Annotated in this window: 14 protein-coding genes; 6 read left to right on the forward strand and 8 right to left on the reverse strand. The window is 71.1% G+C overall.

What is annotated here, in order from left to right:
* Window positions 1-117: 117 nt before the first annotated feature.
* From ACFYP0_RS21340 to ACFYP0_RS21350, 3 genes are read right to left on the reverse strand one after another with little or no spacing between them, the layout of a single operon-like run.
* Window positions 118-1,131: a LacI family DNA-binding transcriptional regulator gene (locus ACFYP0_RS21340; protein ID WP_386997295.1), complete on the reverse strand. Its 1,014-nt coding sequence runs from the start codon at window positions 1,129-1,131 to the stop codon at window positions 118-120.
* Window positions 1,132-1,158: 27 nt separating this feature from the next.
* Window positions 1,159-2,538 carry an FAD-dependent oxidoreductase gene (locus tag ACFYP0_RS21345; RefSeq protein ID WP_355494487.1) on the reverse strand — a complete coding sequence of 460 codons (1,380 nt, stop codon included), beginning with the start codon at window positions 2,536-2,538 and terminating at the stop codon, window positions 1,159-1,161.
* A 24-nt stretch (window positions 2,539-2,562) separates the two neighbouring features.
* Complete coding sequence (locus ACFYP0_RS21350) at window positions 2,563-3,705, reverse strand: carboxylate-amine ligase (protein WP_386997297.1); 1,143 nt, start codon at window positions 3,703-3,705, stop codon at window positions 2,563-2,565.
* A 156-nt stretch (window positions 3,706-3,861) separates the two neighbouring features.
* On the opposite strand from ACFYP0_RS21350, the gene ACFYP0_RS21355 reads away from it, so the two are divergent.
* The 4 genes from ACFYP0_RS21355 (at window position 3,862) to ACFYP0_RS21370 (ending at window position 8,024) form a co-directional block, all read left to right on the forward strand.
* Window positions 3,862-4,155, forward strand: a complete 294-nt coding sequence (locus ACFYP0_RS21355) for a DUF6412 domain-containing protein (RefSeq protein ID WP_244219234.1) — start codon at window positions 3,862-3,864, stop codon at window positions 4,153-4,155.
* 102 nt (window positions 4,156-4,257) lie between these two features.
* Window positions 4,258-5,010: a YidC/Oxa1 family membrane protein insertase gene (locus ACFYP0_RS21360; protein ID WP_386997299.1), complete on the forward strand. Its 753-nt coding sequence runs from the start codon at window positions 4,258-4,260 to the stop codon at window positions 5,008-5,010.
* A 71-nt stretch (window positions 5,011-5,081) separates the two neighbouring features.
* Window positions 5,082-6,488, forward strand: coding sequence for a carbohydrate-binding protein (locus tag ACFYP0_RS21365; RefSeq protein WP_386997301.1), 1,407 nt, complete (start codon window positions 5,082-5,084; stop codon window positions 6,486-6,488).
* 150 nt (window positions 6,489-6,638) lie between these two features.
* Window positions 6,639-8,024 carry a chitinase gene (locus tag ACFYP0_RS21370; RefSeq protein ID WP_386997303.1) on the forward strand — a complete coding sequence of 462 codons (1,386 nt, stop codon included), beginning with the start codon at window positions 6,639-6,641 and terminating at the stop codon, window positions 8,022-8,024.
* Between the two features lie 51 nt (window positions 8,025-8,075).
* Here the strand turns inward: ACFYP0_RS21370 and ACFYP0_RS21375 are convergent, their stop codons facing one another.
* Window positions 8,076-8,747, reverse strand: a complete 672-nt coding sequence (locus ACFYP0_RS21375; protein ID WP_357008782.1) for a DedA family protein — start codon at window positions 8,745-8,747, stop codon at window positions 8,076-8,078.
* Window positions 8,748-8,817: 70 nt separating this feature from the next.
* The gene (locus tag ACFYP0_RS21380) at window positions 8,818-9,432 is read right to left on the reverse strand and encodes a DUF1349 domain-containing protein (protein WP_386997305.1); all 615 of its coding nucleotides are present in this window, start codon (window positions 9,430-9,432) and stop codon (window positions 8,818-8,820) included.
* An 81-nt stretch (window positions 9,433-9,513) separates the two neighbouring features.
* Between ACFYP0_RS21380 and ACFYP0_RS21385 the strand changes: the two genes are divergently transcribed.
* Both ACFYP0_RS21385 and fabG read left to right on the forward strand, forming a co-directional pair.
* Window positions 9,514-11,166, forward strand: coding sequence for an alpha-amylase family protein (locus tag ACFYP0_RS21385; RefSeq protein WP_357008911.1), 1,653 nt, complete (start codon window positions 9,514-9,516; stop codon window positions 11,164-11,166).
* Between the two features lie 43 nt (window positions 11,167-11,209).
* Window positions 11,210-11,968 (forward strand): 3-oxoacyl-ACP reductase FabG, encoded by a 759-nt coding sequence (gene fabG / locus ACFYP0_RS21390; protein ID WP_356976666.1) that lies wholly within the window; start codon window positions 11,210-11,212, stop codon window positions 11,966-11,968.
* Window positions 11,969-12,072: 104 nt separating this feature from the next.
* Here the strand turns inward: fabG and ACFYP0_RS21395 are convergent, their stop codons facing one another.
* The 3 genes from ACFYP0_RS21395 to ACFYP0_RS21405 form a co-directional block, all read right to left on the reverse strand.
* Window positions 12,073-12,489, reverse strand: coding sequence for a hypothetical protein (locus tag ACFYP0_RS21395; protein WP_355494479.1), 417 nt, complete (start codon window positions 12,487-12,489; stop codon window positions 12,073-12,075).
* Window positions 12,482-12,874 (reverse strand): hypothetical protein, encoded by a 393-nt coding sequence (locus tag ACFYP0_RS21400; RefSeq protein ID WP_181518429.1) that lies wholly within the window; start codon window positions 12,872-12,874, stop codon window positions 12,482-12,484. The genes ACFYP0_RS21395 and ACFYP0_RS21400 overlap by 8 nt, the downstream gene beginning before the upstream one ends.
* A 139-nt stretch (window positions 12,875-13,013) precedes the next feature.
* Window positions 13,014-13,376, reverse strand: a complete 363-nt coding sequence (locus ACFYP0_RS21405) for a cupin domain-containing protein (RefSeq protein ID WP_091405967.1) — start codon at window positions 13,374-13,376, stop codon at window positions 13,014-13,016.
* Window positions 13,377-13,577: the final 201 nt, after the last annotated feature.

Raw genomic sequence — 13,577 nt, forward strand, 5'->3', positions numbered from 1 at the left:
CACTTTCTGTCCCGACAAAATGGGCCATCTGCCGCGAGTGGGCAACAGAAAGTGCAAGATCGCGAGGGCGAGGGCGAGGGCGAGGGCGACGGCGGGGGCGGGGGCGGGGGCGATGGGTTAGGGCAGGCCTCGGGGTAGCAGTCTGGTGGGGAGGACCGTCGTGTTGGGTGGGGTGTCCTCTCCGGCGATTCTCTGGAAGAGGCGTTCGGTGGCTACCTTGGCCAGCTCTCTCGTGTCGTAGGCGACGACGGTCAGCGGTCGGGGCATCAGGTGGGCCAGCTCGAAGTCGTCGAAACCGACCAGCGCGGCGTCACTGCCCCTCCGGTGCAGTTCCTGGAGCGCGCCGACGGTGAGCCGGTTGTTGGCGCAGAAGAACGCGGTGGGCGGCTCCGGAAGGTCGAGCAGCGCGGCGACCGCCCGGCCGGCCTCCTCGGGAGCGATGAGCCGCTCACGGATCAGCGACTCGTCCGGCTCGACCCCGGCAGCGTCCAGCGCCGCCCGTGCCCCGGCGAGGCGCTCCCGCATCGTGGGCACGCTCGGCGCGCCGAGCAGCAGCCCCACCCGTCGGTGCCCCTCGTCGAGCAGCGCGCTGACCCCGGCGTGGCTGCCACCCCGGTTGTCCAACAGCACCGCGTCGGCCTGGAGCCCCTGCGGCGGCCGGTCCAGGAACACCACAGGCATGCCCAGCTCGACCTCGCGACGCAGGAACGAGTGGTCGAGCCCCGCCGGCACCACCAGCAGGCCGTCGACCCGGCGCTGGGTGAAGTCCTGGAGCAGGGCGCGTTCCCGCTCCGGGTCCTCCTCCGACGACGCGGTGATCAGCATGGTGCCGTGGGCGGCGGCGATCTCGGCGGCGACGCTGGCGATGGTCGCGTAGAACGGGTTGGCGATCTCCTCGATCAGCAACCCGACGGTGGCGTTGAGCTGCCGGGAGCGCAGGTTACGAGCGATGTCGTTCCGCCGGAAGCCCAGCTCGGCGATGGCGGCCAGCACCCGGCTGACCAACTCCTGCCCCACCGGCTCGTCGTTCACGACCCGGGAGACCGTCTTCAGGCTGACGTCGGCACGCCGGGCCACGTCGACCATCGTGGGACGCCGACGTACGGTCGGCCGGGTCGGGGTCTGGGTCACGGGGTGGTCCTCCACGGCGGGCGCGGGTCAGCGGTCGAGGGCGGCGAGCGCGTCGACCGCTTTTCGGGCGGCGATGAGCACCGGATCCCAGACCGGCGCGTACGGCGGAGCGTAGCCCAGGTCCAGTGCCGTCATATCGTCCACCGTCATGCCGTTCCACAGCGCCACGGCCAGCGTGTCGATCCGTTTGGCCGCCTCGGACCAACCGACGATCTGCGCGCCGAGCAATCGGCCGCTGGGGCGTTCGGCGATCAGCTTGACCGTCATCGGCCGGGCACCGGGGTAGTAACCGGCCCGGTTGGTCGACTCGGCGATCACCGAGACGAACTCGAAGCCGGCAGCTGCGGCTTCCCGCTCACGTAGACCCGTCCGACCCACCTCCAGGTCGCAGACCTTGGTCACCGCCGTGCCTATCACGCCCGCGAAGGTGGCGTACCCGCCGCCGATGTTGATCCCGGCGACCCGGCCCTGCTTGTTGGCGTGCGTGCCGAGCGGCACGTGCACCGGCAACCCGCTGACCCGGTGCAGGGTCTCCACGCAGTCACCGGCCGCCCAGACCCCGGGGAGCCCGGGCACCCGCATCCGGCGGTCGACCCGGATCGCGCCGGTCGGCCCGAGGGGCAGCCCGGCCGCCTCCGCGAGGGCGGTGTTGGGGCGTACGCCGAGACCCATGACCACGACGTCGGTCGGGATCGGCCCCTCGGCGGTGACCACGGCGGACACCCGGCCGTCCTGTTGCTCCAGGCCGCTCACCGGAAGGCTGGTGCGGATCGTGACACCGAGACCGCGCATGGCGTCGGCGACCAGTTCGGCCATCTCGGCGTCGACGGTGGCCATGGGCTGCTCGCCGGCTTCCACCAGGGTCACCGAGAGGCCGCGTTGGATCAGCGCCTCGGCGATCTCGACGCCGATGTACCCGCCGCCGACCACCACGGCCCGGCGCGGCTGCGGGTCGGCGTCCAGCCAGTCGCGCAGCGCCGCACCGTCGTCGAGGGTCTGCATGCCGAACACGCCGCCCGCGTCGGTGACCGCCCATGGCGGCTTCACCGGCACCGCACCGGTGGCGTACACCAGGTCGTCGAAGCGCTCGCGGACCTCGCCGCCGCCCTCCAGGTCCTGGGCCACCACCTCGCGGCGTTCCAGGTCGATGGCCGTGACCTCGTGGCGCATCCGTACGTCCATCGCGTACTCGGTGCGGAACGTCTCCGGGGACCGGGCGATCAACGCTTCGGGGCCGGGCACCAGGCCGCTGATCCAGTACGGGATGCCGCACGCCGAGTAGGAGGTGAAGTTTCCCCGCTCGAAGACCACGATCTCCAGGTCGCCACGGTCACGGCGGCGTCGGGCCTGGGACGCCGCCGACATTCCGGCGGCGTCCCCGCCGATGACGATCAGCCGTTGCGCCACGGGTCCCATCCTGTCACGCGGTAATCAGCCGCGGGTCTGCCGCGCGACGTCCTGCACCACGTCGGTGAGGCTGCCGGTGCGCTCGAACACCGCGCGCTGGCGTGCCGCGCCGCTACCGTGTCGACGCAAGCCACCCAGCAGGTCGGTCACCTCGGCCCAGTCGCCGTGCTGCTCCAGCGCCGGCCGCATCCGCTCCACGAACCGGTCCAACAGCTCCCAGGCCGGGCGCAGCTCGCCGTTGGTGACGTCGACGGCCTCACCTTCCAGACCGTCGTGGGCGGCTCGCCAGTGTGCCCCGACCAGCAGGTGGTGGTCGGTCTGCAACGCCGGCCGATCGGCCTCGACATCTGCCATGGCGGTGGCCACCAGCGCCCGGACCAGCGCGGCGACCAGCACCGCGTCGTCCACCGACGGGCAGACGTCGCCGATCCGCAGCTCCACCGTCGGGTACTTCGCCGACAGGCGGGCGTACCAGTAGAGCATCCCCTCGTCGAGCATCACCCCGCTGGAGATCAACTGGCGGATCAGCCGCTGGTAGTGCTCGTGCGACTCCAGGAACGGCGTCGGCGCCACCGACGGCCAGCGCTCCCACTCCACCGAGCGCCAACTGGCGTAGCCGGTGTCCTCGCCCCGGGAGAACGGCGAGTTGGTGGTCACCGCGTGCAGCATCGGCAGCCACGGCCGTACGTGGTTGAGCACCTGCACGCCGGTGTCCGGGTCGGGCACCCCGACGTGTACGTGCATGCCGTTGTTGCCGGGGCCGGGGACGAGCAGCCGGAAGCGCTCGATCATCCGGTCGAAGCGGGGCTTGTCCACCACCGGCGGCACCGGGCCGTCCACCGGGCCGGTGCCGATGGCGAGCAGGCGTACGCCGGCCCGCTCGGCGGCGTCGGAGAGTGCCCGACGCAGGACGCCGAGGGAGTGCCGGATCGACGAGAGTTCAAGGCCGGGCGGGCTGCCGATCTCGATCTGACTGGTCTGGAACTCTCGCTCCACCTGCCCGCGAAGTTCGGCTGGCACCTGCTCCATGACCAGGTCCACGGCCGGAACCGCGGCCCCGGTGTGCGGGTCGACGAGCAGGAACTCCTCCTCGACACCCACGGTGAGCAACCCGGTCGCCGCAGCCATGTCGCCGGGCGCCTCCGCCACCTGACCGGTCATCGACATCACCCGTCCGTTCCTACCGTTCGCGGTCCGTCCGCGTTGGTCCGTCGTTGGTTACCCAACGTGGCGATGCCGGGAAACGTGGCGGCGGCGCGTCGTACTCGGGGCGGGCCGCCGGATTCGGCTGGGTGACGTGACAGCGGGTCCTAAGCTGAGCCCGTGCCGGTGCTGCTGGGCTATGTCGGGGCCGCGTGGATGTCCGCGTTCGCCCAGCTCACCCTGCTCGCGGGCCGACCGGCCGACCTGCTGGCGGGCGCCGCGTTGACCGCCCTGGTGCTGCTCGCGGTGGTGCTGGCGGCCCGGGTGCACGACCGGGCGGGCGCGCCCGGTGCCGGGCCGCGGTGGGCCGGGCTGAGGGCCCGCTCCCGAAGTCGCCGAATGCCTCGCCAGATCGACCCGGATGCGGCCGGTCGTCCTCGCCCCCGTGCTCCGGGGCACCCCTCGGCCGTGTAGCGCCTCGCCGCCACGCGGCCGATCCCGCCGTCACCGGCCCCCCTTGCTGAGCGGATACCGCCCGGGGGAGGGCCTCACCGGAATCGGACCGAGGGGTTTCCCATGCTCGCCTTCGCACCACTGCACGACGCTGTCGCCGCTGCCGGCAGCGCGCTGTCCTGGCTCACCGAGCTGCTCGAACCACTGGCCGGCGGCGGAGCGACCGCCGCCGCCATCGTGCTCTTCACCATCGCCGTCCGCCTGCTGATCTCGCCGCTGACCGTCGCGCAGGTCCGCGGCGAGCGGCGCCGCGCGGCGCTCGCCCCACAGGTGCGTGACCTCCAGCAGCGGTACGCGGACGACCCGGCGACGCTTCAGCGCGAGGTGTTCGGTTTGTACCGCGAGGCCGGCGCGAACCCGATCGCCGGCTGCCTGCCGCTGCTCATCCAGGCACCGTTCCTGCTGGTGCTGTACCGGTTGTTCAGCACCAGTGAGGGCGGCACCGGGTTGCTGGACGAGCGGTTGGCCGGCGTGCCGCTGGGTCACCATCTCAGCGACGGGCTGGCCGGTGCGGCAGGCCCGCTGTTCGGCGTACTGCTGGTGGTGTTGCTGGTGGTGGCCTGGTGGTCGTCGCGGCGGGCCCGCCGCGCGTCGGCGGCGGTGGGCACGGTGGCGGGTACGCCGACCGAGGGGCCGGGGGCGGCCACGCTCGGCCGGCTGCTGCCCCTGCTGCCGTTCACGACCGTGCTGGTGGCGCTGGTGCTGCCGCTCGCCGCGGTGATCTACCTGGTGGCCACGAGCGTGTGGTCGGCCCTCGAGCAGGCGGTGCTCCGCCGCCCGCAGGCAACTCCGACGGGCAACGTAGATCGACGTTGACAACTGTGTCGACGGGACGTACAACTCTGAGAGAGTGCTCTCTCGATCCGTCCCCGCAGAGAGGCACGTCCATGCCACCTCCCCTGGCGGTCACCGCCGCCGCACCCGTCCGACGCCGCCTGCTGGCGTCCGTCCTGCTCGTCTCCACCACCATCGCCCTGGCCGGTGTCACGATGACCGCGCAGGCCGCCGTTCCGGCACCGCCCGCCGGCTGGAGCACGGTCTGGAGCGACGACTTCACCGGCGCGGCCGGCACCCTGCCGTCGGCCGCCAACTGGATCATCGACACGGGGCACAACTACCCGGGCGGCCCGGCCAACTGGGGCACCGGCGAGATCCAGAACTACACCGCCAGCACCGCCAACGTGAGCCACGACGGCGGCGGCAACCTGCGGATCACGCCGCTGCGCGACGGCGGGGGCGGCTGGACCTCCGCCCGGATCGAGACCGTGCGCAGCGACTTCAAGGCCCCGGCCGGCGGCGTCCTGGCGATCGAGGGTCGGATCCAGATGCCGAACGTCACCGGTGCGGCGGCGGCCGGCTACTGGCCGGCGTTCTGGGCCCTGGGCGCGCCCTACCGGGGCAACTACCAGAACTGGCCGGGCATCGGCGAGTTCGACGTGATGGAGAACGTCAACGGCATCAACTCCGTCTGGGGTGTGCTGCACTGCGGCGTCGCCCCGGGCGGGCCCTGCAACGAGTCGAACGGCCTTGGCGCGTCCCGGGCCTGCCCGGGCGCCAGCTGCCAGTCGGCGTTCCACACGTACCGGTTCGAGTGGGACGCCTCGATCAGTCCCCAACAACTGCGCTGGTACGTCGACGGGCAGCTCTACCACACCGTCACGCAGAGTCAGGTCGGCGCGTCCGCCTGGTCGCAGATGACCTCGCACGCCGGCTACTTCCTGCTGCTCAACGTGGCGATTGGCGGTGCCTTCCCGAACGGGGTGGCCGGCAGCGGCACGCCGACCGCGGCGACCATCCCGGGTCGACCGATGCTGGTCGACTATGTGGCCGTGTACCGCCGAGGTGGCGGGACCACCCCGCCGCCGACCACCCCGCCGCCGGGCGGCACGAGGGACGCGTACGCGCAGATCGAGGCCGAGTCGTTCAACGGGCAGAACGGTGTGTTCGTCGAGGCGTGCTCGGAGGGCGGGCAGAACATCGGCGCGCTGCGAAACGGCGACTGGGCGCGCTACAACAATGTCGATTTCGGCTCCGCCGGGCCCCGGGACTTCGTGGCCCGGGTCGCCTCCGGCGCGGGTAGCGGTGCGAGTGGCCTCGTCGAGGTGCGGGTGGACAGCCCGACCGCGGCACCGATCGGCAGTTTCGCGATCGGCAACACCGGCGGCTGGCAGAGTTGGCGCTCGGTGCCCGGCAACGTGGGCGCGGTGACCGGCCGGCACTCCGTCTATCTCACCTTCACCAGCGGCCAACCGAACGACTTCGTCAACGTCAACTGGTTCACGTTCCGCCGCTGAGGCGGACGCTCTGCGGCCTCCCGTCGCGCCGCCCACGCGACGGGAGGTCCGCTCATCCGGGCAACCTCTGGACAGAAACAGTTAACTGTCCTAATAATTAGCCACGACGTTGACGTCCGTGGATGCCCGTTGCCGGGCGTGGAGGGTCGCATGAAGCCTGCCAGATCCCTTGTCCTGTCCCTCGTCGCCGCCCTCGCGGCGACACTCGGCGCGGCCTGGGTGGCGCTGCCCGCGTACGCCGCCGGGGCCACCGCCAGCTTCGTCAAGACCGCCGACTGGGGCTCCGGTTGGGAGGGGAAGTACACCATCACCAACGGCGGCAGCTCGACCATCAACGGCTGGAGCCTCGCCTTCGACCTGCCGTCCGGCACCACGCTCGGCAGCTACTGGGACGCGTTGCTCAGCTCATCCGGCCAGCGGCACACCTTCACCAACCGGTCCTGGAACGGCACGATCGCCCCCGGCGCGTCGGTCTCCTTCGGCTTCCTGGGCAGCGGCTCCGGCTCACCGGGCGGCTGCCAGCTCAACGGCGCGTCCTGCGGCGGCGGCACCCCACCCACCACGCCGCCGCCCACCACGCCGCCACCCACCACGCCCCCGCCGACGACCCCGCCGCCGACCGACCCGCCCACCGGTGGGCTGCCGAAACACCTGCTCACCGGGTACTGGCACAACTTCGACAACCCCGCCGTCGAGCTGCGGCTACGCGACGTCCCCGCCGAGTACGACCTGGTGGCGGTCGCCTTCGCCGAGGCCACCGCGACCCCCGGCGCGCTCACGTTCGGCGTCGACCCCGGGCTGGCCGCCGCGCTCGGCGGCTACACCGACGCGGACTTCACCGCCGACGTCCGCACCCTGCACAGCCGGGGCAAGCGGGTGATCCTCTCCGTCGGCGGTGAGACCGGCCGGGTCACCGTGAACAACGCCGCATCGGCCACCGCGTTCGCCGACACTGCGGCCGCGTTGATCGCCCGCTACGGCTTCGACGGGATCGACATCGACCTGGAGAACGGGCTCAACCCCACGTACATGGCGCAGGCGCTGCGCGCGCTGCGGGCCAAGGTCGGTTCGGGGCTGATCATCGCGATGGCGCCGCAGACCATCGACATGCAGAACCCGGCCGGCGGCTACTTCAAGCTGGCGCTCGACATCAAGGACATCCTCACCGTCGTCAACACCCAGTACTACAACTCGGGCGCGATGCTCGGCTGCGACCAGAACGCCGCGTACGGCCAGGGCACAGTGAACTTCATCGTCGCGTTGGCCTGCATCCAGTTGGAGGCCGGGCTCCGCCCCGACCAGGTCGGCCTCGGCCTGCCCGCCGGAGCAGGGGCGGCCGGCGGCGGCATCGTCGCGCCCAGCGTGGTCAACGCCGCCCTGGACTGCCTGGCCCGGGGCGCCAACTGCGGCAGCTTCCGCCCGCCGCGCACCTACCCCGGCATCCGGGGCGCGATGACCTGGTCGGTGAACTGGGACGTCAGCAACGGCAACGGCTTCGCCAACACGGTGGGCCCGCACCTGGACACCCTGCCCTGACCGTGCTCGCCGGCGTCCGGTCCGGACGCCGGCGGTGAGCGGAGAAGCGGATCAGCGACCGGCGGTCACCGACCGCCGGTCGTCGCGCGCCCGACGCTTGCGAACCTTGCGGATCACCCAACTGGCCGCCATCACGACGAAGATCGCGACGATCGCGTAGTTGAACCAGTCGCTGTAGCGGGCGACGTCCTGCCACTGGCTGCCGAGCGCGTAGCCCGCCCCGATGATGAGACCGTTCCACACCCCGCTGCCGATGGTGGTGAGCAGGATGAACTCGCCCAGCGGCATCCGGTTGGCTCCGGCCGGCACGGAGACCAGGCTCCGGACCACCGGCACCACCCGGCCGATCAGCACCGCCCACCGACCGTGCCGCTCGAACCAGCGGTCGGCCTTCTCCAGGTCGTCGCGGTCCACCAAGGGGATGTGGTCCAGCCAGCGCTTGAGCCGTTCCTCGCCGAGCGCCGCGCCCAGCCAGTAGAGCACCAACGCGCCGACCAGCGAGCCGACCGTCGCGGCCAGCGCCACGACCACAACGTTGAACTTGCCCTCATGAGCCAGGAAACCGGCCATCGCCAGCACGATCTCACTGGGAATCGGCGGGACGATGCTCTCCAGCGCCACCAGCAGCGCCACGCCGACCGGGCCCATCGCCTCGATCACCGCCGCCACCCAACCGGTCAGCCCGGTGAACTCGGACGGGTCGCCAGCCTGGGCGTACGCCATGGTCGTCCTTCCGGTCGGCGGTGGGGGATCGGACTGTCATACCCACTGCCGAGTCGTCCACACCTGCCGCTCAGTGCTCCGGGTGCAGCGCGGTGTCCGCCGGTCCCTGCCGCCAGCCGGTGAAGACCACGGTAAGACCGGCGCGGGACGGCGCGCAGCAGAACGGGCCGGCAACGGCCTCGGCCGTCGGGTCCAGCGGGACGAGCCGGACCAGTCGCCACGGCTCGTCGTCGACCCGGGCGCGGACGGTCAGCGCGTCGCCGGCCCGGCTGACCCGGACCGTCACCTCCCGGCCCGCCCACTCCGGCACCGGCCCCACCGACCAGTCGGAGAACTCCCGGGTCACCACCGCGCCGAGCTGCACCTCGCCGTCGCTGATCTCCACACCGGCCTTGGTCCAGGTCCGTTCGTCTACCCGGACGAACGCACCGGCCTGGTCGAACTGCGCCGAGAAGTCGAGCTGGAAGCTGACCTCCATGGCGGTGCCCACCGGCAGCGGCGCCAGCAGGGCCGGGCCGTTGTCGTGGACGAAGCCGTAGCTGGTCCGCCGCCAGAAGTCGCTGTCCGCAGCCGGCTCGACGACGAGCTCGCCGGCCGGACCCTCCTCGACGCGTACCGGCGGGTGCAGCCAGCTGCCCCGGGACCAGTCCAACAGTTCGCTCGGCGGTACGAGGTCGTTCTCCATGACCGGCACGGTAGCCCACTGCGCTCGCCGGTCGACCAGGCTGGGTTTGCCACGGTGATCAACTGGAGAGATTTCTTCGGCATGGGTGACCGTTGGTATTCCGAAGCCGTCGTCTACTGCCTCGACATCGACACGTACGCCGACTCCGACGGCGACGGGGTCGGTGACATCCGTGGGCTGATCGGGAGGCTGGACTACCTGGCCCGGCTCGGGGTGACCTGCCTGTGGCTGCACCCGATCCACCCGTCGCCCAACCGCGACGACGGCTACGACGTCACCGACTTCTACAACGTGGATCCGCGCTTCGGCACCCTGGGCGACTTCGCCGAGCTGCTGCACCAGGCGCAGAACCGGGGCATCCGCGTGATCATCGACCTGGTGGTCAACCACACGTCCGACGAGCACCCGTGGTTCCAGTCCGCCCGCTCCTCGCCGGACTCGCCGTACCGGGACTGGTTCGTCTGGTCCGACACCGAACCGGCCGACCGGCACCAGGGAATGGTCTTCCCCGGCGAGCAGGACGAGACGTGGAGCTACGACCGGACGGCCAAGGCGTGGTTCTACCACCGGTTCTACAAGTTCCAGCCGGACCTCAACTTCGCCAATCCGCAGGTCCGGGACGAGATCAAGAAGATCATGTCGTTCTGGCTCCAGCTCGGCGTCTCCGGCTTCCGGATGGACGCGGTGCCGTTCATCATCGAGCTGACCGAACCGGGCAACCCGAACTCCCCGAAGGACTTCGAGTTCCTCACCGAGATGCGCCAGCACGTCCAGTGGCGCCGCGGCGACGCCGTCCTGCTGGCCGAGGCGAACGTCGAGCCGGACCAGCTACCGACGTTCTTCGGCGACGCCAGCGGTTCCGGCAACCGGATCCACATGCTGTTCGACTTCATGCTCAACGGTCGACTCATGCTCGCCCTGGCCCGCGAGGACCCGGAGTCGCTGATCGAGGCGCTCCGCGACACCCCGAAGTTGCCGGTCGGCGGGCAGTGGGCCACCTTCCTGCGTAACCACGACGAGATCGACCTGTCCCGGCTGACCACCGAACAACGCAACCAGGTGTACGCGAAGTTCGGCCCGGACGAGAACATGCGCATCTACGACCGGGGCATCCGTCGCCGGCTCGCCCCGATGCTCGGCAACGACCGGCGGCACATCGAACTGGCGTACGCCCTCCAGTTCTCGATGCGCGGCACGCCGGTGCTGCGTTACGGCGAGGAGATCGGGATGGGCGAGGACCTTTCGCTGCCCGGTCGGGAGGCGATCCGTACGCCGATGCAGTGGTCGTACCAGCCGAATGCCGGCTTCTCCACGGCGGACCCGGAGAAGCTGGTCCGCCCGGTGATCGACAAGGGCGAGTTCGGCTACCAGAACGTCAACGTCACCGCCCAGCGCGGCGACGCCAAGTCGCTGCTCGCCTGGTTCGAGCGCATGATCCGTACGCTGCGGGAGGCTCCGGAGATCGGCTCCGGCTCGACGACCCACATCGACGTGGCGATGCCGGCCGGAGTGCTCGCGCACCGTGCTGACGGGCCGACCGGGACGATGGTCTTCGTGCACAACCTCAGCACCGACGACGTCGAGGTGGACCTCAGCAGCCTCGAGCCGGAGGCCGAGCTGCCGATCGACGTGCTCGCCGACCGCGGCTACGGAGAGTTGGGCAAGCTCGGCGCGGTCAAGGTCTCCGGCCACGGATACCGGTGGATTCGCCTATGCCGAGGGTCGGCCTGTTGAGGTTAAGCTCCTCCGATCGACCCCAAGTTACCGGGAGGTAATCATGTCGGAGGAGTCCCGCGTCGCCATCGTCACCGGAGCCGCACGCGGCATCGGCGCGGCCACTGCCCGACGGCTGGCCGCCGACGGAATGGCCGTCGCCGTGGTCGACATCGAGGAGGCGGCCACCAAGGAGACGGTGGACGCCATCGCCGGTGCCGGTGGCCGGGCGCTCGGGGTGGGCGCCGACGTGTCCGACCGGGACCAGGTCGAGGCGGCGGTGAGCCGGGTCGCCGCCGAGCTGGGCGCACCCACCGTGCTGGTCAACAACGCCGGTGTGCTCCGCGACAACCTGCTGTTCAAGATGACCAACGCTGACTGGGACACGGTGATGGGGGTGCATTTGCGCGGCGCGTTCCTGTTCAGCCAGGCCGCCCAGAAGCACATGGTGGACCGGAAGTGGGGGCGGATCGTCAACCTCTCCAGCACCTCCGCGCTGGGCAACCGGGGCCAGGCGAACTACGCCGCGGCCAAGGCCGGTCTACAGGGCTTCACCAAGACGCTCGCCATCGAGCTGGGTCCGTTCGGGGTGACAGTGAACGCGGTCGCACCCGGCTTCATCGTCACCGACATGACCGCGGCCACCGCGGCCCGCATGAAGGTCGACTTCGACGACTTCCAGAAGCACGCCGCTGCCGAGATCCCGGTCCGTCGCCCGGGTCGCCCGGAGGACGTCGCGCACACCATCTCGTTCCTGACGAGCGAGGGCGCGGGCTTCGTCTCCGGTCAGGTCATCTACGTCGCGGGCGGTCCACGGGACTGACTCGTACTCCCGACGAGGGCGCCCCGGCAGGTGAGCCGGCGCCCTCGTCGCCGGGCTTGCGCGCGGTCGGGCGGGGTGCGCGGCGGGTCAGCGGCTGCGGCGGATCAGGCGGGTGCGCGGCGGGTGCGCCAGAGCCAGATCAGGCCGAGCACCGGCAACACCAGTGGGATGTAGCCGTACCCGCTGCCGAACTGCGACCAGACCGTCTCGTCCGGGAAGAGGTCCTTGTCGACAAGGCTCAGGATGCCGACCGCGACCACACCGACCAGCTCCACCGAGCAGCACGCCAGCGCGACCCGACGGCCGGTGTGCCCGGCACGGGCCAACCCCACCGCCGCCACGATGTAGATGAGCGCGGCCACCCCGGAGAGCAGGTACGCCACCGGCGCCTCGTCGAACTTGGTGGCGAGCTGCAGACCCGCCCGACTCGTCGCCGCGATCGCGAAGAGCAGGTAGACCGCGATCAACAGCCGACCCGGGCCGGAGTTCGTGCGCTGCCGAGCCGATCCTGCCTCAACCACCGAGCACCTCCCAGGTCTGCTGCAACCGGACCACCACCACCGGGGCCACCAGGCAGACCGCGCACACGATCGCCGAGCCCCAGCGGGTCGGTTCCATCCGGGCCAGCACCCAGGCCAGCGGCGGCAGGCACACCAGCGTGACCAGGTAGCCGAAGAAGGCGCCGGGCTCGCCGGGCCGATCCCCGCCGCCGACCGCGACGAGCGCCAGCACGCTCAACACCAGCAACGCCACTTCGAGTACGGCCAGACCGACGAACTGCACCCGGTCCGGCGGCCGGTGGCGTACCGCAGCCACCAGCGCCCACACCGCCACGAGCAGCGACAGCACGATCGGCACGGTCGCGACGATCCCGTCCACCGGAGAGTCGGCGCCCACGCTGGTCACCGGCACCACCCGGTCGTTGCCTCGGTCACCGGCACAGCCTACTAACCGTCGTAGTAAAGGGGTGCCCTGCCTCTCCGCGTGTGACGCGCGCCCGTCAAGGTTGTCCGCAGTCCAGGTGCCCGCGCTTCTCGGGTCGGCGTCAGTCGCCTGCTTGCAGCCAGTAGACGGAGATGGCAACGAGCGGGTCCGGCCCGTCGTTCCGAATCTGGTGCGGCACCCTGCTGTCGAACGCCGCGACGTCACCGGCCCGCAGGACGCCCGTCTGGTCGGCGAACGTCAAGGTTCCCGTCCCGGACACGATGATCCACACCTCACGAGACCGATGGACGTCGAGGTCGTTGGAGGTGTTCGGGGCCACCGACCAGCGAGCGACCTCGAACGGGGCGGGCGCTGTCGACGGGAACGGCAGCAGCGCGCGGTGCACCGGGCCGCCCTCGGTGAAGTCGTACCAGTGGTCAAACGTCACCACACCGCTGGTGATCGCTGGATTCGTGCTCTGCATGCCGTCGAGACTGCCTCGCCGCACATGGTGTGTCTGGCGGCGATCGGACCTGGCGTTACCGAGAGCGGCGCGGGCGGTGCCGGCAGACCACGGGCGGACCGCTGCACCGACAGTCGGGCGGGTAGCTCGACCACCGACCCGGAAATGGAGGTGTGCTGCTTCGATTGGTCGAACCCGCCGCCGTCATGGGCGCCCGGGCGA

It is taken from the genome of Micromonospora arida, from assembly GCF_042873195.1.
Classification (GTDB): Bacteria; Actinomycetota; Actinomycetes; order Mycobacteriales; family Micromonosporaceae; genus Micromonospora; species Micromonospora arida.